Raw genomic sequence first — 19,589 nt, 5'->3', positions numbered from 1 at the left:
ATGGCGACGACGATGGCGGAAGGTGGGGGAAGCCGAAACATCGCGATAGCGGCCGTCGGCAATCTCGGAGCGCCAATCGCTGCCTTTGTTAGCGCGCCGATTCTCGCCCAGGTGCTCGGGGTGGATGCCCGAGGCGAAGTGGCGGCGATCACTGCTCCGGTTCTCCTGGCGGCTAGTGCGATCACCTTCGGCTTACCTGAAGCGATCACCTTCTTCGTGGCACGCGGAGCGGGGCGTCATCGGGCACTCGTGGGGCGCGGACTGCTTCTGTTGCTAGGTTGTGGTGCCCTGGGTTGGGCCGCCCTCGCCGTTCTCGGTGAGTTCCTGTTCTCCGGCCCCAATGCTTCTATTGCATTCCTCATCTCGTTCGCCATCGTGCCGATGTTGTTGCTCGGCGGGCTCCGAGGCTATGCTGCCGGGCGCTCTGCCTGGAGCTTGGTGGCACTGGAACGAGCAATCGGAGCCGTCGTGCGACTCGCGCTCGTCGCTGGGCTCGCGGTGGCCAATAGCTTGACGGTATTCACAGCATCGGTCTCGATTGCGGTCTCAGCATTCGTCGGAGCCATTGCCTATCTGATGCTGCTTCGCCGGCCTCATGGAGCTGTGCTCACATCAGGCGACGAACTCCGCGGTGGGCGGGACCTGCTCGGCTATGGGTCCAGGATCTGGATCGGTTCTCTTGCTGGTGTGTTCCTGAGTCGGCTGGATCAGACCCTAATGATCCCGCTGTCCTCGGCGTACGAGCTCGGGCTCTATGCGGTCGCGGTGAGTGTGAGCGAAGTGACCCTCGTCTTCAATAGTGCGGTCAGAGATGTCATCTTTTCGCAGGAGTCAGCACGTGCTGACCTCCGACGTCTGGCACTCGCGGCTCGAGTGTCAACGGCGCTCACTGTGTTGATGGCCGGGCTTGTAGGCCTGGCGAGCTGGCTGTTTCTTCCGGCGCTGTTCGGGGCCGAGTTCGACGCGGCATCCGGAGTTGTGTTGGTCCTACTGCTTGGCATTGTCTTGGGCAATCCAGGATCGGTGGCTGGCGCTGGTCTTTCGGCACGGGGTCGTCCCGAACTACGTAGCTATTCGTTGATCATCGCTTGTATCGCGAACGTGGCTCTGGTTATAGCTCTCGTGCCCGTCTTTGGTGCCATTGGCGCGGCGGTCGCCACAGTTGCGGGAAACGTCATCGCGGGCTACATGAATGTCTTCTGGGTAAAGCGAAGCTTCGGGGGAACGATGCGTGGTTTCATTCTGTTCGGCTGGGCTGACATCAAAGAATCTGTCGGCCTTGTCATGCGATTGGTTGGCAAGGCTTCTGGATCGGAAGGAAAAGCCTAGTGCTTGATCTGATAAATGCCTGCAGATTTGGGCGAACCGGGCGCTCGCAATGATGGAATTTTCTGGCGTGTCTAGTCGAATGACAATACTGCACGTCACTGAGTCGATGAGCGCAGGAGTTGTGACTCTGCTCAATAGTCTGACGCGTCGGCAAGCTGAGCTGGGCTGTTCGGTGAGTGTCTTGTTCATTAGGCGACCGGAGACGCCGTCGTTGGATCAACTCAGAGATTGGTTCCACCCGGCGGTCACGCTAGTCGAGGTGCAGTCAGGCAGTGCTGGAGTACGCCGGCTCTGGGGACTTGTAGTCGCGCTCCGACGGTGTGCGGCGAGCGGAACAGATGTCGTGCACCTGCATTCCTCGGTTGCAGGAGGTGTGGGGCGTGTGGCCCTTCTGCTTCGGCGGAGAGGGCTCAAGGTGTTCTACTCGCCCCACGGGTTCGCCTTCCTCCGGACCAATCAGCCAGCTTGGATCCTGACAGGCACACGCCTGGCGGAGAGGCTGCTCAGCCGCATGGGGGATGGACTCATCCTCACCGCAAGGTCCGAGTACGCCTTGGCGCGGGACGTGCTTCAAGCGCCAAGAGTATTCCTGCTTCAGACTGGAGTGCCGGCCGCCTCGATAGTCCCTCGACCTCGGAGAAAGCCGGGGCAGCGACCAGTTCAGGTCGCGATGATCGGGCGGGTTTCCTATCAAAAGGCTCCGTGGCGTTTCGGCGCTGTTGCGACTGCTCTCCGCTCTGATGCGAGGTTCACTTGGGTTGGAACGGGCGACGCTACCAGCGTCGAAATGTGGCTCGGTGGAACCGGCGTCGAGGTGATCGAATGGCTATCGCCTGAAGGCCTGCACGACTTCCTCGGTACGGTTGACATTCTGCTGTTCCCGTCTCTTTGGGAGGGCATGTCATTGTCACTAATCCAGGCGCAAGCCAGTGGCGTTCCCGCTGTTGTATCGAACGCCATCGGGAATGTTGACACCATAATCGACGGGGTGACGGGCTATGTCTGCGATGACGAGACAGAGATGGTCGATCGTGTTCGGGCATTGATTCTCGACGGAGAGGCGCGCATGCGAATGTCTGAAGCCGCGATTCGGTGGGCCCAGACAGGCTTAATTGACGACGCCATCGGCGTCGACTCGATCGCTCTATACTCCGCGAATCGTCGTCGAGGCTAGCGAGCCTGCAAGCCGCTTTCCACGTGGCTGGGGAGTCCTGGCTGGAGCGATTGCCCCGGGGTCAATGTGCTTCCTTTCCGGGCGCGACAACCGCGCGGATTGTGCGCCACAGGATGACGACGTCTCCCATGAGCGACCAGTTCTCGACGTAGTACAGATCCAGGCGGATGGCGTCCTCCCAGCTGAGCGCCGAGCGACCGCTGACTTGCCAGAGGCCCGTCATGCCGGGCTGGACGATGAGGCGGCGCTTGGCTGCAGAGTCGTAGAGTGCGACCTCGCCCTCACGCTGTGGACGCGGGCCGACCAGGCTCATGTCGCCGCGGAAGACGTTGAAGAGCTGGGGGAATTCGTCGAGCGAGAACTTCCGCAGGGTGGCGCCGACGCGCGTCAGGCGCGGGTCGTTCTGCACCTTGAACAGTGGGCGATCGCTGGTGCCCTGCTCGGCGAGCAGCGCGGCGAGCTCGGCGTCGGCGTTCACCCGCATGGAGCGGAACTTCAGCATGTTGAAGGGTTCACCGTTGAGTCCGACCCGCTCCTGGCGGTAGAGCACTGGCCCGGGGCTGGTGAACTTCACCAGCAGGGCGACGATGAGCAGGATCGGCGACGCGACGAGCAGGATCGCGCCGGAACCGAGGATGTCGAAGAACCGCTTTGAGAACCGCTTCCGGCCCTCGTAGCGCGGGGTCTCCACGTGGATCAGCGGCAGGCCGGCCACCGGCCGGGTGTGGATGCGGGGACCACCGATGTCGGTGAGGCTCGGCGCGACGATGAGGTGCTGGCGACCGGGCTCGAGGCTCCAGCTGAGCTGCCTGACCCGTACCGGCGTGAGCTCGTCGGAACTCGTGATGATGACCGTGTCCGCACCCGTCGCCTCAAGTGCCTGCAGCACGGTGTCGACGGTGCCGGAGACCGGGATCGTCGTCGACCCGAGTGTGCCGCCGACCTTGCCCGTCGGAACGCAGGCGCCGACGACGCGGTACCCCGAATCCGTCGAGCGGCCCAACTCCCCGGCGATGTGCTCCGCGGAGTCAGCGGACCCGACGAGGAGGACGCGCGAGGAGTAGTTACCCCGCGCGCGCTGTACTGACAGCCACTGCCGCCACATCCAGCGCGAGAGGAGGAGCACGAGGATGCCGAGCGGGAACGCAAGGAGGAAGTACCCGCGGGCGAGGTCCAGTTTGAAGAGAAAGGCGACGATCGCGACGAGACCGAAGAGGCGGATGCTGGCGTCGGCGATGAGCTTGTACTCGGTATTGCCGCTCCCGACGATGCGCGCCTCACGGGTGCCAAACACCCGGAGGACGATCATCCAAGCGCCGATCAGAACGAGCGAGATGACCGTGTAGTTGACGATGACGCGGGCTACATCGAAGTTGACCGAGGTCGTTTCCTGGTCGAAGTCGAACCACACGAGCTGCGTCCCGAAGACCACCCAGATGAGCACTAGCGCATCCGTCAAGGCAAGACGGTTCGCGTATACCCGTCGCCAATCGCGCGCGCCGACAGCTGCGGGGTCGGGGGGAGTGCTCGCGGGCGTCGTTGGCAGCGGCACGGAAGGCTGCGACAACATGCGGTCTCCGTGGTGGAACACGTAATTACTACTGATGACGAGGAGTGAACGGGGCGTTTCGATACGCGACTGTATCGGTGTTGTTGACACTAGTGGTGAAGATGCCCCACATCTGTCCCCTTTTTGGCGGTTGTAACCCATTTGGGCCGCAATCGCGACAACTGTAGGGAAAACCCTACTGCGCACCAGGCGTTGGGCCAGCACCTCAGGCTGGAACTGCTCCCCACGAGACGCCGCCGTCAGGCGAGCTGAAGAGCGTGTCGCCCACCCAGAGCCAACTGACCCCCTCGGCCGAGGTGAGCGCGGCCGGAGCGGTGAGATCCGCCTCCGCGACACACCCCACACTCTCCGGCGCCGACGTGGCGGTCAAGGTCGTACCGGGCACGCGGAGGACCCCGAGGCCCGCGCAACCGGTGACTCCACGAGCGGCGAACAGGATCTGTTCCGGCTGGAGTTCGACGGCATGGATGCCGGCGAACGGGATGGCCGTCCATGAACCGTTCGACGCGTCCCACTCGGCGAGGACGGCGGAGCAGGCCGTCACCGTGCGGGTTTCGTCTGCCGCGAGCACCTCGACGGCCGGGCACGGTGCCGCGACCGACTGACCCGCCATGACGACGGCGGTCGAGCCATCGGCTGCAGCCGGTGTCTGGTAAGCGGCGGTCGAGAGCAGCTCGGGCGAGGAGTCCCAGGTGTCGCCGGCGTCGGTCGACGAGAATCCGCCGACCGTGCAGTCCGCCCCGGCTGATCCGACGAGCTGCACCTCGTCCTCGCTCGTCGCCGTGAGGGCGTAGACGACGCGGAGGTCGAACGCCTGGGCGGTCGGGATCGCCGCCCAGGTGACCCCCGCGTCCTCGCTGCGCTCGACGACGGCGGGAACTTCGCAGGTCCCTTGCGTCGCGCGCCAAAGTACCGTGGCGCTCCCCGCGGCGATGAAGCGCTCGGTCGGCTCGGCGGCAGCGGGCTCCTCGGTCGCCTCTGGTGAGGCGGGGGCTGACGATGTACCACCGAACGTCGGAATCGGCCGTTGTGTCCCGGGGTGGGAGCTTCCACCGTTGGCGGTGAGCGCGAGCCCAACGAGGACGACATCGGCGACGAGGAAGAGCGCCAACCCGATGATCGCGAAGGTCCGGCGCTTGGAACCGAGTCGATCCCGGAACGTCTCCTTGCGATCGCCCGCGCGATACGTCGACCTGCTCTGCTTCGGTGTCACGCTCGGTCGCCCGCCTGAGCGAGTCGATCCGCGATGACGGAGACGTGATCATGGATCTGGTCGCCGACCCTCGCGTAGATGGCCGCGCTGCGGCGGTAGGGGTCTTCGAGGTCGTCGTCCTCCGGGTCCTCCGGCGGCGGAACGGAGCCACGCTGCGCGGCTACCTCATCGACGAACGTCCACGGGTCGGAGACGGCGGGGGCCTCCGCGACGAGCCTCGCGAACTGCGGCACGGTGAACGTGACACGCGAGGCTCGGGGGAGGAGCCGCGCCACGACGCTGCGGTGTTCGCGGGTCGCCGTCAGGATCAAGTCGGCAGCGGCCACGAGGTCGCGGTCGAGCGGTGTGGGGACGTGGCCCTCCGGTGAACCACCGAAGCGGCGCGACTGTTCGACGACCTCATGCGGCATCTCGAGGCCCTGGCCGACGCCCGTCCCCGCGCTCGACACAGCGATGGGCCGCCCACCCGCGGTGACGCCGGCGGCCGCGAGCCGTGCGGTGAGGATCTGCGCACCCAGCGCCGAGCGGCAGATGTTCCCGGTGCAGACGAAGAGGACCGAGAACGGCCGGTCGTGGGTTCCAGAGGAACCGGTCACTTCTTCACGTCCTCGGCGTAGCCGTACCCGGCTCCGTAGCCGTAGCGCGCGTACCCGTAGGCGTCGGGCCCCTTGGTCGGCACCATCGTCATGACGAGCCCCGCGATGGAGGCGTTCACATGAGCAAGCGACTCGATGGCGCCCTTGAGCTGGTTTTTGTGTGTGCGACCCGCTGCCACGACGACCAGCGCTCCGCCGGTGTGACGGGCGAGGAGTGCACCGTCGGTGACCGGCAGGAGCGGCGGTGCGTCGATGAGGACGTAGTCGAACTGCTGCTCGAGGCCGCGGATTAGCTTCTGCATCGTCACGGAGCCGAGAAGCTCGCTGGGGTTCGGTGGAACGGCACCGGCAGGCAGGATCGAGAGCAGCCCGCGGCCCCACGGCTGCATGGTGTCGTCGAGGGAAGCGCGCCGGATCAAGACATCGCTGAGCCCGACCGCGCCCTCGATGTCGAAGTAATTCGCAAGCTTGGGGCGCCGCAGGTCTGCGTCGATGAGTACGACCCTGTGGCCGGCGTCGGCGAGAGCGATTGCCAGATTCGCCGCCGTCGTGCTCTTCCCCTCGCTCTGGATCGACGAGGTGATGACGTAGCTGCGTGGCTGATCGGTGACGTCGAGGAACTGCAGGTTCGTCCGCAGACTGCGGAACGACTCGGCGCGGGGGCTCTTGGGATCGGCCTGCACGATGAGCGGACGCTGCCTCGCCTTCGGATCGAAGGCGATGCCGCCCATGAGCGGGATGTCGGTGACACCTTCGACGTCGCGCTCGTTGCGGATGCGGGTGTCCAGCGTCTCCTTCAACACGGCGAAACCGACCCCGAGAGCGAGACCGATAAGGAGGCCGAGGGCGATGTTGAGCGGGACGTTCGGGCTCACCGGAGCGTTCGGCACGTCGGCCTGCTGCACCAGGGTGAGCTTGACCGGACTGGAAGCGCCATCCTCCGGCGTCTCGATCTTGGACACTGCATTCGTGAGACTTTCGGCGGTGGTGTTCGCGATCTCGGCGGCAAGGACCGGATCGGGGCTCGTCGCGGTGATCTCGATGAGGGTGGTGTCAAGCGGCGCTGACGCGGTCACCTGCTCGGCGAGCTGCCCGGCCGTGATGTTGAGCTGTAGTGTGCCGATGACCGGGAGCAACACGATCGGAGTGCTGACGAGGTCGGCGTAGGTCTTCACCCGCTGCTGAGTAAACGTGTTGCCTTGGGCGAGCTCCTGCACGTTGTCGCTGGACTGCGTCGAGACGAACACCTTGGCCGACGAGCTGTATTCCGGCGTCTTGACGATCGAATAGGTCGCAGCCACACCGATCCCGACGAGCGCGAGCGCCACGATCAGCACCCAGTACTTGCGAAGGACACGGAGATAGTCACGAAGCTCCACGCGGTGGCATCCGATCAGTCAGAGGGGAGAGCATGGCGCCTCGGATCGAGGCGGCCCCGAAGAGGGGGTTGTGAGCCATGGTGCCACAAACCGTCAGCTGTTCCCGAGCGTCGTGATCAAGCGAGTCGACGCGTGGCGTAGCTTTGCGACCGTGACGGACGACCCAGGAACCCCTTCGAGCACGGACAGACGACGCGCCAGAATGCGGCTGACTATCGCCCTGATCGGGCTCGCGGCCGCCGCGCTCTTTGCCGCGAACATGCGAGTTGGCGTGCAGCTCCCGCAGCCGTTCGACGCGCTCGGCGGCTACCTGCTCGTGTGGGTCCCGCTCCTCGGTGCGGTGCTGCTCGCCCGGTTCGCCGTCTCGTCGCCTCGCGGAAGTGCGTCCGTAATCGGCCTCGCCTTCCGACCGATCGACCTGCTCTGGGGGCTGGCCGCGGGGCTCCTCCTCCGCATCGTCATCAGTGTCCTCGAGGTGGTCGTCTATGGCTCATTGCCGGCGACGGCCGGCGGCGGAGCGCCGACCGGGAGCGCACTCATCGTGATCTCGTTCATCGTCGCCGTGCTTGCGGCCACGGTGATCGCCCCCGTCGTGGAGGAGCTGTTCTTCCGAGGGCTGCTGTTGCGATCGGTGCGCGGCAGTATGCCCGGCCGGGCGGCTTGGATCGCCGTCGTGATCTCGGCAGCGCTGTTCGCGTCGCTGCACCTCGTGGTCGCCAGCGGGCCGTCGGAAGCACTCGTCACCGGTGTCGGGACGTTCCTCGTCGGCCTCGGAACCGGCACCGCCGCAGTCCTCACCGGGCGCCTCGGTCCGGCCATCGTGACGCACATCGTCTTCAACGCCTCGCTCCTCGTGCTCGGTGTGACCGCCGTGACCGGTGGAACAGGCGTCGTGATTGAATAGCGCCCATGCCGTCCCCATCCGACGACCGTCGTTCATCTTCCGGCGATCGCCCCGCCGCCCGACGGTCCGAGGGGTCGAGCCGCACTGACGGTTCTCGCCGCAGGTCGAGCGCCAGTTCGCGCGCCCGTCGCCGGGAGGGTGCGCGTGACGAGCGGCTGAAGGTGCGCCGTCGCAGGACGCTGCTCATCGTCGGTGGTCTCGTCCTCGTCGTCGTCGCGGCTGTGGCCTGGATCGGCGTGCGCGCGTTCCTCGCCAAGGGTGAGCTCGAAGCGGCTGTTCCGCTGGCGCAGACCGTTCGCGAGCAGGTCGTCGCCGACGATCCGGGCGCGGCCGGCAAGACCGCACGCGAGCTGGCTGCGCATGCGCGATCGGCCGCCGGCCTCACGAGTGATCCGATCTGGCGAGCCGCCGAGATCGTCCCGTGGGTCGGACCGAACCTCACCGCCGTCCGCGAGCTGGCCGGCGCGACCGAAGACGTCGCGGTTGGCGCCATCACACCATTGGTGAACCTCGCAGGTTCCCTCCGCCCGGAACTGTTCAAGCCGGTCGATGGCGCGGTGCCGGTGGAGCCGATCGTCGATGCGCAGGCGGACGTGCGCAAGGCCGACGACGCCCTGGAAGATGCCGCCGAACGCGTGCGGACGATCGATGAGGGCCCGCTCATCAGTCAGGTCCGCGGCGCGGTCGACCAGCTGCGCCCCGTTCTCACCGAGACCGCCGACACCGTGGACGCGGCGAGGCGGGCGATCGACCTGATGCCGGCCATGCTCGGCGCCGACGGGCCGCGCACCTACCTCGTGATGTTCCAGAACCCGGCCGAGCCGCGCGCGAGCGGCGGGAACCCCGGCGCGCTCGCGCTCATCGGGACCGATGGCGGACGCATCTCGCTGCTGCAGCAGGCGTCCACCGCCGATTTCCCGCGGTTCCCGGAACCGGTGTTGCCGCTCGCGAGCGACACCGCTGGGATCTACGGGAACATCACGGGTCGCTGGTTGCAGAACGTCACGCTGACGCCCCGGTTCCAGGAATCCGCCCAACTTGCCTCCGAGATGTGGCTCGAGCGGTTCGGAACCCGGGTCGACGGTGTGCTCAGCATCGACCCGGTCGCCCTCGGGTACTTGCTCGACGCGACCGGCCCGATCGCCCTCGCCACCGGCGACGAGCTGACCTCGGCGAACGCAGCCGCGCTGCTGCTCAACGAGGTCTACGTGCGGTACCCGGCCGGCCCCGATCAGGACGCATTCTTCGCCGCGGCCTCCGGAGCGGTCTTCGAACGGATCGCCTCCGGAACCTTCGACCCGGCCAAGCTGATCGGAGCGCTCGCGCAGGCAGGCTCGGAGCGACGCGTACTGATCTGGAATGCGAATGCATCCGAACAGAAGCTGCTCGACGGGACGACGCTGACGGACCTGCTGCCGACCGCGGCCCAGGCGCCCCACGCGTTCGGCGTGTACATCAACGACGCCACCGGCAGCAAGATGGGCTACTACCTCGACGTGCGGACGGCCGTCGGGTCGGCGCAGTGCGGCTCCGACGGCAAACTCCTCGGCCTGCGATTGACCCTGACCAACACCGCACCTGCTGACGCGGCGACGACGCTCAACGACTACATCACGGGCCAGGGCCAGTACGGCGTGCCCAAGGGCAGCTTCCGGTTCCGGGTGATCGTCTATGCGCCTCCCGGGTCCATGCCGGGCGGTGTCGAGCGCGATGGAGCGGTGCTCCCTTCCCAACTGGCGACCGACGGAGAGTTTCCGATCACTCAGTTCGCGATCGAACTCGCGCCCGGCGAAAGCACGACCGTCGACCTCGGTGTGACGGCATATGACGCATCAGGAGCCCCGGAAGTCGTGGCCACGCCGAAAGTTCATCTCTCTGAAACACAACAGGCGTCCATTAACTGTGAATTTGCTCTACAGTAAGGACTGTTGTCGCTCTTGACCCGTTTTCGGGGGGTGTCGGGGAGGCACGCTCTACTTCCGCCGCACGACGACTTTGTCAAGGCGGTTGGCTACAGCACTGTCATTGCACCAGCACACCTGAAACGCCTTCAAGGGGACACTCATGATCAAAAAAATCACCGCGATCTTCGCGCTGGTCCTCGCGGGCCTGTTCATCGCGCCTGTCGCAGCCAACGCCTTCTACGCTCCCGACGGGTCCGTCACGGTCAGTGGCACGGTCACGCCGGGCGGCACCAGCACGGTCGCCTTCACCGGCGGCTCCTTCCAGCCCGGCGAGACGGTCTCGTTCACCCTGACCGGTGAGAGCGCGTCGGGCGCCACCCTCGCCGCTGTCGAGACGAAGTCACTTGAGAAGACCGCGTCCGGGACCGGTGCCGTCAACCTCAACGTGACGCTTCCGAGCAACGCCAGCGGCACCTACACCGTTGCGGCAGTCGGCCTCACCTCGGGCACGCCCGGCAGCGCCACCCTCACGGTGACGGCAGCTGGCGCGGGCGGCTCGGGCGACAACGACAACGACCTCGCTGACACCGGCTTCGGCGCTCCGGCGTTCGTCGTCTGGGGTGCAGCCGGCGCAGTCGCCCTCGGCGCAGCGCTCATCGCGGTCCTCGTGATGGTTCGTCGCCAGCGCGCTTCGCTCGCGGCCTAGGCACATNGCGTCGTCGCTCGGGTGGTCGGGGTCTTCCTCCTGGTTGAAGTTCGAGGCGTCGGGGTCGTGACCGACCGCGAGGCCGTCCTCGCTGTTGGGGATGGTCTGGTTCTCGCCCAGGCCGCCCGGCTTCGGCGTTCCCTCGCTGCTGTTCTGGTCGGTGTCGTTCGTGTCGTTCGTCATGGGGACAGGTTAAGAGGTACGCGAGCGCGCGTGAGCAGGCTTGACAGGGTGCGCGGGCGGCGGTTCTTAGCCCTTCGACAGGCTCAGGGACCAAGGGGACCGGGCCCTTCGACAAGCTCAGGGACCGGGAGGAGGGCTGAGGGACCGGGCCCTTCGACAGGCTCAGGGACCAAGGGGACCGACTATCGTGCGGAAAATGGACAGTCCGGGACATACCTCCCTTCCGGGGGACAGGTGGTGGGCAATACAGTTCGAGCAGCCTGGGTCCGGTCGTCGGATCCTCCACGACCGAAACGAGCATCATGGCCACGACCGCTGGTACCAAGACCGCCCCCACGCCGATCGTCATCTCCTTCTGGCTGTGGGTCGTCTCCGCCGTCCTCTCCGTCATCTCCGGCGTCACCGCCGCGATGTCGGCCGGAACCGTCGCCGAGGCCGCAGCCGAACAGTCGGCCTCGGGAGGCGTGCTCTCCTCGAGCGTGCTCCTGATCTCGACCGCCGTCGGCGCGTTCATCGTCGGCGCACTCCACGTGCTGTTCGCCTTCTTCATGCTCCGGGGTCGCAACTGGGCTCGGATCGTCCTCACCGTGGTCGGCATCCTCTCCGTCCTCGGCTCGATCACCGGGCTGATCGCCCTCAACCCGCTCTCCTTCATCTTCGTCATCGTGACCATCGTCGCGATCGTCCAGATGTACGTGCCGGCAGCACGCGAGTACTTCGCCGCGAACAAGCGATGAGCGACCACTCCGCTGCACCGGCGGAGACCGCCCTGCGCCCGGGCTCGCGCCAGGAACGTGCCGAAGCCCGCCGCGCCGAGGCGCGCCTGCCCTACGCCCCCTCGCCTGACACCCGGTGGGGTACCCCGACCGCGCTGGTGACCTTCGTCGCGATCATCGCGCTCCTCGTCGTCGTCGAACTCGCGCGGACCTTCGGCGTCCTGTCCGGCGAGGTCGGCACGATGATCATGTGGATCATCTTCGACGGCGGCATCCTCGTCGCCCTCGCGATCGTCTGCCGCACCTGGGGAAGCGGGTCCTGGGCGAAGGACTTCGGACTCCGCTTCCGCTGGTTCGACGTGTTCATCGGGCTCGGTTCCGCCGTCGGCATCCAGCTGATCGGCGGCATGATCGGCCAGTTCGTCATCGCCCTCACCGGCGAGACGCCCAAGTCGAACATCGCCCCGCCGTCGCCAGAGCTCGTCTGGGTGCTGGTGAACACCGTGTTCGTCACCGCGATCGTCGCCCCGTTCTGCGAGGAAGCGCTCTTCCGCGGGCTCCTGCTCCGCGGATTCCGGAACACGATCCTCCGCGGACGGACGACGAACGGCGTGCGCCGAGGTGCGGCGACGCCCTCGACCGCCCGACGTCGCACCGCGGCCATCGTCTCGGTGGGAGCGAGCGCACTGATCTTCGCCATCGTCCACCTCTATGAGGGCTGGGGCAGCCCGGTCACCATGGTGACGCTCGGACTCACCATCCTCGTGCTCGGCACGGTGAACGGTGTCTACGCCGCGTCGACCCGACGCCTCGGACCAGGCATCTGGACGCACGTGTGGTTCAACACCTTCACGGTGCTGCTGACGCTGGCACGCAGCGGCAGCTGAACCCGGGCGCCGGTCCCTGGGCGAAACGAGGAGCCCGTGGGCCCTTCGACAGGCTCAGGGACCGGCGGGGGTCGGCTGGTTGGGGATATGGGCCCTTCGACAGGCTCAGGGACCGGGTGGGAGCTCAGGGACCGAGGGGTCAGGAGGTGGCGGGGCGGACCCGGCGCTCGTAGGCGGCGTCGGCCGCGAGGACCGCACGCACCCGGGCCAGGTCGAACTTCGGCTTGCGATCGAAGTCGTAGATGCCGTTCTGCTCCTGGAACGTGTCGGTGAGCTGCGTGTAGCAGTAGCCGAACATGTTCTCGTCGTCGGTCAGGACCCGGACGAGCCCCGCGAAGCGCTTGTGGAACTCCTCGACCGACGCCACCCGCGCCCCATAGCCCCAGGAGTCACCGCCGGTGTCTGCGGCGGCGAGCTCCGCGTTCCACCAGATGCCGCCGAACTCCGACACGAAGAACGGCTGCCCCTCGTACGGCAAGGAGATGGTGCGTCCGTCCTCGAGGTTCGTGAACGGCTCACCGTCCGCGATCCCGCCCTGCTCGAGTGCGAACGCCGCCGGGTCCTGCTCGTAGGAGTGCGCATCCCACACGTCCGTCTCCCGCACCCGGTGCGCGTAGCCCGAGGCGTCGATCACCGGGCGACTCGGGTCGATCAGCTTCGTCGCGAGGAACATGCCGCGCGTGACGTCGTCGAGGACGGTCACGCGGTCGTGCAGGGTCTGGTGCGTCTCGTTCAACGGGCACCAGCCGATGATCGACGGATGGTTGACGTCGCGCTCCAACGCCTCGACCCACTGCGTGATGAACGACGCCGTCGGCCCCTGGTTGTGACCGACCGTGCCCGCACCCGACACGCCCCAGTCGCCGAACTCGCCCCACACCAGGTACCCGAGCCGGTCCGCGTGATAGAGGTACCGCTCCTCGAACACCTTCTGGTGGAGCCGCGCACCGTTGAACCCGGCGTCGATCCCGAGCGTGATGTCGGCCACGAGTGCGTCGTCGTCCGGCGCGGTCATGAGCGAGGACGGCCAGTAGCCCTGGTCGAGCACGAGCCGCTGGAAGACGTGCTCGCCGTTGATCAGCACCGCGGTGCCGTCGATCGCGACACTGCGCAGCCCGGCGTAGCTCGAGACGCGGTCGGTGACGTCGCCCGCACCATCGCGGATCTCGATGTCGAGGGTATAGAGGAACGGGTCGGCGGGACTCCAGAGCCGCTGCTGGTCCGCCGGGACCTCGAGCCGCACCGACGGCGACATCGTCGAGCCGATCTGCGCGGTCTCGCTCGCGACGACGACACCGCCGGCGGACAGGGTCACCGTCGCGGTCGCACGGGCGGCGTTGCGACTGGGGACGAGCGTGCAGTCGAAGCGCGCGGCGACCGCATCGGGAACCACGGTGAACCGCCGCAGGTGCAGCTCGTCGACGGCCTCCACCCAGACCGTCTGCCAGATCCCCGTCGTGCGGGTGTAGTAGCAGTCGGTGTTGCCGTACCAGGTCGCCTGCTTCCCACCGGCCTTCGGCTCGTGACGGGTGTCGCGGGCGCGCACCACGATCTCCAGTTCCTGGCCCGGCTCGACTGCGCCGAGCGGCACGCGGATCGGCGTGAAGCCACCCCGATGCCGCATCGCCTCGACCCCGTCGACCCACACGGTCGTGTCGTGGTCGACGGCACCGAAGTGCAGCACGCCGTGCTTCCCCTGCCAGCCGGCCGGCACCGTGAACCGCGTGCGGTACCAGACGGCCTCCATGAAGTCGGTGTGCTCCACGCCTGACGCGGCCGACTCCGGCGCGAACGGGACGAGGATGCGGTCGGTCAGTTCGCGGCCGAGGAGCCCGCGCTCGAGCCCGCTGTCGCCTGCGTCGATCTCGAACTCCCACAGGCCGTTGAGATTGACCCAGCCGTCACGGACGAGCTGCGGCCGGGGGTACTCCGGGCGCGGCTGCGGCGTGGTGTCGGCGCGGCCGCTCGGCAGCGGGGCGGGGAAGAGGAGAGGGTGCGTCATGGGTGTCGTTCCGATGCGTCGTGGTGGGTGGAGGTGTCGTCGGGCCCTTCGACAAGCTCAGGGACCGGGGGTTCGGCTCAGGGACCGGGGGTGGGCCGCGGATCGGGAGCGATTCGGGACCTGGGTTGGCCCTTCGACAGGCTCAGGGACCGGGGGATCAGGGACCGGGGTCCCATCGGCGGTCCCTGAGCCTGTCGAAGGGCGGGGGAATTGCTACCGGGCGTCGTCGACGGCCTTCGTCAGCTCGGCGACGAAGGCTTCAGCGGCCTCCTTGGGGGTGGTCTTGCCGAACTGGACGTCCTGGTTGTAGCGGCCGAGGATCTTCTCACTGTCGCCACCACCGACGGGCGTGATCGCCGGCGGGGTGCCAGACTCCTCGCGCGCGGCGTCGACCACGTCGGCCACGATGCGGTCCGTCGGCGTCAGGTCGGGGTCGATCGCCTGCTGGAAGTCCGGGTTCGCGGGCATGCCGCGCTCGGTGCCGAACAGCTTCGCGACCTCGGTGTCCGTCGTGAGGAAGTCCACCAGCAACGCCGCCTCAGCGGGGTGCTCGGACTTCGACGAGACCGACCAGTACATCGACGGCTTCAGGTATTGGAATCCTTCAGACGAGTCCTTCGCCGCCGGGAACGGCAGCAGGTCGAGCTGGTGGTCGGGTGCAGCGGCCTGGAATGCGGTGAGCACGGATGACGGCTGGAAGGTCATCGCGACCTTGCCCGTGCTCATGTCCATGAGGTCGATCGCGACACCGTTGCCCTCGGCCAGCTGTGAGGCGCTCGGCGCCGCGCCGCTCTCGATCTGGTCGAGCGCGTACTGCCAGTAGCTCTCCACGACCTCGGGCTTCAGGATGACCTTGCCCTCCTTGTCGTAGATGTCATTGCCGTGCTGACGCGCCCAGAGCGTGAGGGTCGGCATGTCGCCGCCGAACGGGGACATGCCGTGGACGGCGCCGCCCGAGGCCTCGGTCACCTGCAGGGCGACCTCGTTGAGGTCGTCCCACGTCCAGGTCGTCGCGTCGGGCAGCTGGATCCCGTACTGCTCGAAGATGGACCGGTTGACCATGAGGCCGACGGTGCCGACGCCGATCGGCACGCCGTACAGCTCGTCCTTGACCTTGCCCTGGTCGAGCACCTCGGCGCTGAGGTCGGAGGTGTCGAGGAACTCGTCGAGTGCACCGAGGTCGGCGAGTGCCCCGCGCTGCGCGTACGAGGCGAGGTAGAGCTGGTCGAACTGCATGACGTCGGGGGCGTCTCCGCCGGCGACCGTCGTGGCGAGCTTGTCCCAATAGCCGCCCCACTCGGTGGACTGGCCCTTCACGGTGATGTTGGGGTACTTCTTCTCGAAGAGGTCGATGGCCGCGCGGGTGCGCTCGTCGCGGGCCGTGGCGCCCCACCAGTTGAAGGTGATGGTGACGTCCTCGTCGCTCAGCGCGGCATCGCCGTTCCCACCGCCGACGGCGCAGCCGCTGAGGGCGAGCGCCGAGATGGCGGTTGCGGCTGCGAAGCCGAGGAGGCGGGACCGGGATCGTGGTTGGCGTTGCATGATGCTCCTTTGCATGGGGTTGATGGGGTGAGAGGGGCTCAGGAAGCGGCGGTGATCGCCGTGCGGAGTTCGTCGATGTAGGCCTTCGCGGCCTCGGCCGTGGTCTTCCTGCCGAACTGGACGTCCTGGTTGTAGCGGGCGAGCATGGACTCCGCGTCCTCGGCGCCGACCGGCGTGATGCCGGGTGCGTCGCCCGACAGTGCGGTCGCGGACTCGATCGCGTCGGCGACGATCTGATCGCCGGGCGTGAGGTCCGGCGCGACCGCCTCCTGGAAGGTGGGCGTGGCCGGCATGCCGCGCTCCGTGCCGAACAGCTTGGCGACGGCCGGCTCCGACGTCAGGAAGTCGATGAGCAGCGCCGCCTCAGCAGGGTGCTCGGACTGCGACGAGACCGTCCAGTACATGGACGGGCGGACGTACATGTAGCCGTCCGTCGCGTCCGCATCCGCCGGGATGGGGACGAGGTCGAAGGCGCTGTCGGGTGCGGCGGCCTGGTAGGCGGTGACGAGCGCGGACGGTGCGAAGGTGAACGCGGTCTTCCCCGTCGCGATGTCGGACAGGTCGAGCGCGGAACCGGCCTGCTCAGCCAGTTGCGATGCCGTCGGTGCGGCGCCACTGTCGATCTGCGCGAGCGCGTAGTCCCAGTAGTCGGTGAGGACCGACTCCTCCAGGATGAGCTCGCCCTCGGTGTCGTAGACGTCGTTGCCGTGCTGCCTGGCCCACAGGGTGAGCGTCGGCATGTCCCCGCCGAAGGGGGTGATGCCGTGCACTGCGCCACCGGATGCCTCCGTCACGGCGAGTGCCGTCGCCGTCAGCTCGTCCCAGGTCCACGTCGTGGGATCGGGGAGGTCGACGCCGTACTGCGCGAGGACGCTCGTGTTCACGAGGACGCCCGTCGACCCCACGCCGGCCGGGACGCCGTGCAGCTTGCCGTCGACCCTGCCCTGATCGAGGAGCGGCTCCGGGAACTCCGAGGTGTCGAGGACGTCGGCGTACCCGTCGACGTCGGCGAGTGCTCCGCGCTGCGCGTAGGAGGAGAGGTGCGTCTGATCGAACTGCATCACGTCCGGTGCGTTGCCGCCGGCAGCGGTCGTGGCGAGCTTGTCCCAGTATCCACCCCACTCGGTGGACTGGGGCTTCACCGTGATGTTCGGGTACTGCTCCTCGAAGAGGTCGATCGCAGCGCGCGTGCGCTCATCGCGCGCACCCGCTCCCCACCACGCGAACGAGATGGTGACGTCCTCGTCGCTGAGGGCCGCGTCGCCGTTCCCTCCGCCCACGGCACAGCCGGTGAGGGCGAGTGCGGAGACGGCAGTGGCGGCCATGAAGCCGAGGATGCGGGAGCGGGGGCGGGGGTGGCGTCGCATGGTTCTCCTTCGGGAGGGATGGAACGGGATGAGGATGGCCCTTCGACAAGCTCAGGGACCGGGTTGTGGCTCAGGGACCGGGTTGTGGCTCGAGGAGCGAGTGCGGTTCAGGGACCGAGTGCGGCTCGGGGACCGGGCCCTTCGACAGGCTCAGGGACCAAGTGCGGCTCCGGGCTACTTGCCTCCGGTGGTCGCGATGCCTCGGAGGAGGAAGCGCTGACCGAACAGGAAGGCGAGGAACACTGGCAGCAGGGTGACGACGCTCATGGCGAAGAGGGCGCCGTAGTCCGATTGCGACTGGGTGTCGACGAACGAGCGGAGGGCGACCGACGAGGTGTACTTGTCGGGGTCGGTCACGAAGATCAGCTGGCCGAAGAAGTCGTTCCACGTCCAGATGAAGGTGAAGATCGCCGTCGTCGCGAGTGCAGGCGTCATGAGCGGGAGCATGATCTGCACGAAGATCCGCAGGTGCCCGGCGCCGTCGATGCGCGCCGCCTCGTCGAGCTCGCGGGGGATGCCGCGGATGAACTGCACCATGAGGAAGATGAAGAACGCGTCCGTCGCGAGGAACTTCGGCACGATGAGCGGCAGGTAGGTGTTGATCCAGTCGAGCTGGGCGAAGATCACGTACTGCGGGATGATCAGCACGTGGATCGGCAGCATCATCGTGAGCAGCATGGCCGCGAAGGCGAAGCGCTTGAACCGGAACCGCAGCCGGGCGAAGCCGTACGCGGCGAGTGAGCAGGTGAGCAGGTTGCCCATGATCGACCCGACGACCACGATCGCCGAGTTCGCCAGGTAGCTGCCGAACGGCTGCGCCAGAGCGTTCCAGCCGTTCGTGTAGTTCGACGCCTCGAAGGTGTCGAGCACGAGGCCCGGGTTGTCGAAGATGTACCCGTTCGGACGGAGTGAGGACACCACCATCCACAGCACGGGGTAGAGCATCAGCAGCCCGAGCAGGATCAGCAGCGCGTGCTTGCCGATGCTCGAGATCCGCTGTCGGCGCAGGAGCTTGGCGCGTTGTGCGTCGCCCCGCTCGCGACGGGCGGCCGCATCGGGCGAGAGGCCGTCCTCGGACGAGGGGCGGGTCTTGAGATCAGTCATCGTAGAACACCCAATACTTCGAGGCCCAGAAGTTGATGGACGTGGCGGCGGCGATGATGATGAGCAGGAGCCACGCGATCGCCGACGCGTACCCCATCTGGAAGCTGCCGAAGCCCTTCTGGTACAGGTACAGCGTGATGAACAGCGTCGAGTCGGACGGCCCGCCCGATCCGTTCGACACCACGTAGGCCTGCGTGAACGACTGGAACGCGCCGATGATGCCGAGCACGAGGTTGAAGAAGATGATCGGGCTGAGCAGCGGGAGGGTGATCGACCGGAACTGGGTCCACCGGCCGGCACCGTCCGTCGACGCCGCCTCGTAGTACTGCCGCGGGATCTGCCGGAGGCCCGCGAGGAAGATCACCATCGGCGCGCCGAACGTCCATACGTGCAGGATGATCAGCGTCGACAGCGCGGTGTCGGGTTCCGAGATCCAACCGGGCCCCTGAATGCCGAAGACGGCGAGCAGCGCGTTGACGAGGCCGCTCGAACCGAAGACGAGGCGCCACAGGACGGCGATCGCGACGCTGCCGCCGAGGAGCGACGGTAGGTACAGCACCGACCGGTAGAACGAGAGCCCGCGCAGGCCGCGATCCAGGAGGACCGCGATCGCCAGGGCGACCATGAGCTGCAACGGCACCGAGACCAGGACGTAGGTGATGGTCACGCCGAGGGACTGGTGCAGGCGGGGATCCTCGACCATCCGCTGTGGGTTCTCGAGCCCGGTGAAGTTCGGGTTCTGGAGGAGGTTGTAGTCGGTGAAGGACAGGTACAGCGAGACGAGCACCGGCCCGAGCGTGATGACGAGGAAGCCGATGATCCAGGGGCCGAGGAAGAGGAGCGCCGCGCGGTTGTCGCGGAACTCGGAGGCGTCGCGATGCTTGACTGCCCCCTTCGGCGTCCGCAGCGCGCGCAGCTCGTTGAGCGCGCTCATGTGGCGGCTCGGGTGATGGGTGGTGGGCTCTCGAACATGCTGCGCATCTCCTTCGACTCGCTGCGACCGTGCTGACAGG

Annotated in this window: 16 protein-coding genes; 7 read left to right on the top strand and 9 right to left on the bottom strand. The window is 67.1% G+C overall.

Translation table 11 applies throughout. The annotated features are described in order from the left end of the window. Positions 1 to 1,329 (top strand): oligosaccharide flippase family protein, encoded by a 1,329-nt coding sequence (locus tag IFR14_RS16735; RefSeq protein ID WP_191941678.1) that lies wholly within the window; start codon positions 1 to 3, stop codon positions 1,327 to 1,329. Positions 1,330 to 1,378: 49 nt separating this feature from the next. Then, a complete protein-coding gene (locus IFR14_RS21485; protein ID WP_342365726.1) occupies positions 1,379 to 2,503 on the top strand; it encodes a glycosyltransferase in 1,125 nt (374 codons plus the stop codon). A 61-nt stretch (positions 2,504 to 2,564) separates the two neighbouring features. Here IFR14_RS21485 and IFR14_RS16725 read toward each other — a convergent pair whose 3' ends face one another. The 4 genes from IFR14_RS16725 to IFR14_RS16710 form a co-directional block, all read right to left on the bottom strand. Continuing rightward, positions 2,565 to 3,962: a sugar transferase gene (locus IFR14_RS16725; protein ID WP_249407034.1), complete on the bottom strand. Its 1,398-nt coding sequence runs from the start codon at positions 3,960 to 3,962 to the stop codon at positions 2,565 to 2,567. 316 nt (positions 3,963 to 4,278) lie between these two features. Further along, positions 4,279 to 5,286 (bottom strand): hypothetical protein, encoded by a 1,008-nt coding sequence (locus tag IFR14_RS16720; protein ID WP_191941675.1) that lies wholly within the window; start codon positions 5,284 to 5,286, stop codon positions 4,279 to 4,281. Further along, a complete protein-coding gene (locus IFR14_RS16715; RefSeq protein ID WP_191941674.1) occupies positions 5,283 to 5,882 on the bottom strand; it encodes an arsenate reductase/protein-tyrosine-phosphatase family protein in 600 nt (199 codons plus the stop codon). The genes IFR14_RS16720 and IFR14_RS16715 overlap by 4 nt, the downstream gene beginning before the upstream one ends. Then, positions 5,879 to 7,261, bottom strand: coding sequence for a polysaccharide biosynthesis tyrosine autokinase (locus IFR14_RS16710; protein WP_191941673.1), 1,383 nt, complete (start codon positions 7,259 to 7,261; stop codon positions 5,879 to 5,881). The genes IFR14_RS16715 and IFR14_RS16710 overlap by 4 nt, the downstream gene beginning before the upstream one ends. A 202-nt stretch (positions 7,262 to 7,463) precedes the next feature. Between IFR14_RS16710 and IFR14_RS16705 the strand changes: the two genes are divergently transcribed. From IFR14_RS16705 to IFR14_RS16685, 5 genes are all read left to right on the top strand, one after another. Further along, positions 7,464 to 8,165, top strand: coding sequence for a CPBP family intramembrane glutamic endopeptidase (locus IFR14_RS16705; protein WP_191941672.1), 702 nt, complete (start codon positions 7,464 to 7,466; stop codon positions 8,163 to 8,165). Positions 8,166 to 8,326: 161 nt separating this feature from the next. After that, positions 8,327 to 10,087 carry a DUF4012 domain-containing protein gene (locus IFR14_RS21015; RefSeq protein ID WP_191941671.1) on the top strand — a complete coding sequence of 587 codons (1,761 nt, stop codon included), beginning with the start codon at positions 8,327 to 8,329 and terminating at the stop codon, positions 10,085 to 10,087. Between the two features lie 142 nt (positions 10,088 to 10,229). Beyond that, positions 10,230 to 10,775, top strand: coding sequence for a hypothetical protein (locus IFR14_RS16695; RefSeq protein WP_191941670.1), 546 nt, complete (start codon positions 10,230 to 10,232; stop codon positions 10,773 to 10,775). 485 nt (positions 10,776 to 11,260) lie between these two features. Then, the gene (locus IFR14_RS16690; protein WP_159879719.1) at positions 11,261 to 11,695 is read left to right on the top strand and encodes a hypothetical protein; all 435 of its coding nucleotides are present in this window, start codon (positions 11,261 to 11,263) and stop codon (positions 11,693 to 11,695) included. Beyond that, positions 11,692 to 12,561: a type II CAAX endopeptidase family protein gene (locus tag IFR14_RS16685; RefSeq protein WP_191941669.1), complete on the top strand. Its 870-nt coding sequence runs from the start codon at positions 11,692 to 11,694 to the stop codon at positions 12,559 to 12,561. Before IFR14_RS16690 ends, IFR14_RS16685 begins: the two co-directional genes overlap by 4 nt. Positions 12,562 to 12,700: 139 nt before the next feature. On the opposite strand, the gene IFR14_RS16680 is transcribed toward IFR14_RS16685, so the two are convergent. From IFR14_RS16680 to IFR14_RS16660, 5 genes are all read right to left on the bottom strand, one after another. Then, entirely contained in the window at positions 12,701 to 14,563 is a 1,863-nt protein-coding gene (locus IFR14_RS16680) for a glycoside hydrolase family 2 protein (RefSeq protein ID WP_191941668.1), read from the bottom strand. A 213-nt stretch (positions 14,564 to 14,776) separates the two neighbouring features. After that, positions 14,777 to 16,105, bottom strand: coding sequence for an ABC transporter substrate-binding protein (locus IFR14_RS16675; protein ID WP_191941667.1), 1,329 nt, complete (start codon positions 16,103 to 16,105; stop codon positions 14,777 to 14,779). 38 nt (positions 16,106 to 16,143) lie between these two features. After that, the gene (locus tag IFR14_RS16670) at positions 16,144 to 17,472 is read right to left on the bottom strand and encodes an ABC transporter substrate-binding protein (RefSeq protein WP_191941666.1); all 1,329 of its coding nucleotides are present in this window, start codon (positions 17,470 to 17,472) and stop codon (positions 16,144 to 16,146) included. A gap of 174 nt (positions 17,473 to 17,646) precedes the next feature. After that, entirely contained in the window at positions 17,647 to 18,576 is a 930-nt protein-coding gene (locus tag IFR14_RS16665; protein ID WP_191941665.1) for a carbohydrate ABC transporter permease, read from the bottom strand. Next, positions 18,569 to 19,510: a carbohydrate ABC transporter permease gene (locus IFR14_RS16660; RefSeq protein WP_191941664.1), complete on the bottom strand. Its 942-nt coding sequence runs from the start codon at positions 19,508 to 19,510 to the stop codon at positions 18,569 to 18,571. The genes IFR14_RS16665 and IFR14_RS16660 overlap by 8 nt, the downstream gene beginning before the upstream one ends. Between the last annotated feature and the right edge of the window lie 79 nt (positions 19,511 to 19,589).

The organism is Plantibacter sp. CFBP 8775 (genome assembly GCF_014839505.1).
Taxonomy (GTDB): domain Bacteria; phylum Actinomycetota; class Actinomycetes; order Actinomycetales; family Microbacteriaceae; genus Plantibacter; species Plantibacter auratus.
Note: the sequence above shows the minus strand (reverse complement) of the source record. Positions and strands in the feature narration are given on the sequence as shown.

Excerpts from the sequence above, each read along its gene's own strand:
- IFR14_RS16735 (WP_191941678.1), top strand. The coding sequence starts at position 1 with ATGGCGACGACGATGGCGGAAGGTGGGGGAAGCCGAAACATCGCGATA.
- IFR14_RS21485 (WP_342365726.1), top strand. The coding sequence starts at position 1,379 with ATGATGGAATTTTCTGGCGTGTCTAGTCGAATGACAATACTGCACGTC.
- IFR14_RS16705 (WP_191941672.1), top strand. The coding sequence starts at position 7,464 with ATGCGGCTGACTATCGCCCTGATCGGGCTCGCGGCCGCCGCGCTCTTT.
- IFR14_RS16695 (WP_191941670.1), top strand. The coding sequence starts at position 10,230 with ATGATCAAAAAAATCACCGCGATCTTCGCGCTGGTCCTCGCGGGCCTG.
- IFR14_RS16690 (WP_159879719.1), top strand. The coding sequence starts at position 11,261 with ATGGCCACGACCGCTGGTACCAAGACCGCCCCCACGCCGATCGTCATC.
- IFR14_RS16685 (WP_191941669.1), top strand. The coding sequence starts at position 11,692 with ATGAGCGACCACTCCGCTGCACCGGCGGAGACCGCCCTGCGCCCGGGC.
- IFR14_RS16680 (WP_191941668.1), bottom strand. The coding sequence starts at position 14,563 with ATGACGCACCCTCTCCTCTTCCCCGCCCCGCTGCCGAGCGGCCGCGCC.
- IFR14_RS16675 (WP_191941667.1), bottom strand. The coding sequence starts at position 16,105 with ATGCAACGCCAACCACGATCCCGGTCCCGCCTCCTCGGCTTCGCAGCC.
- IFR14_RS16670 (WP_191941666.1), bottom strand. The coding sequence starts at position 17,472 with ATGCGACGCCACCCCCGCCCCCGCTCCCGCATCCTCGGCTTCATGGCC.
- IFR14_RS16665 (WP_191941665.1), bottom strand. The coding sequence starts at position 18,576 with ATGACTGATCTCAAGACCCGCCCCTCGTCCGAGGACGGCCTCTCGCCC.
- IFR14_RS16660 (WP_191941664.1), bottom strand. The coding sequence starts at position 19,510 with ATGAGCGCGCTCAACGAGCTGCGCGCGCTGCGGACGCCGAAGGGGGCA.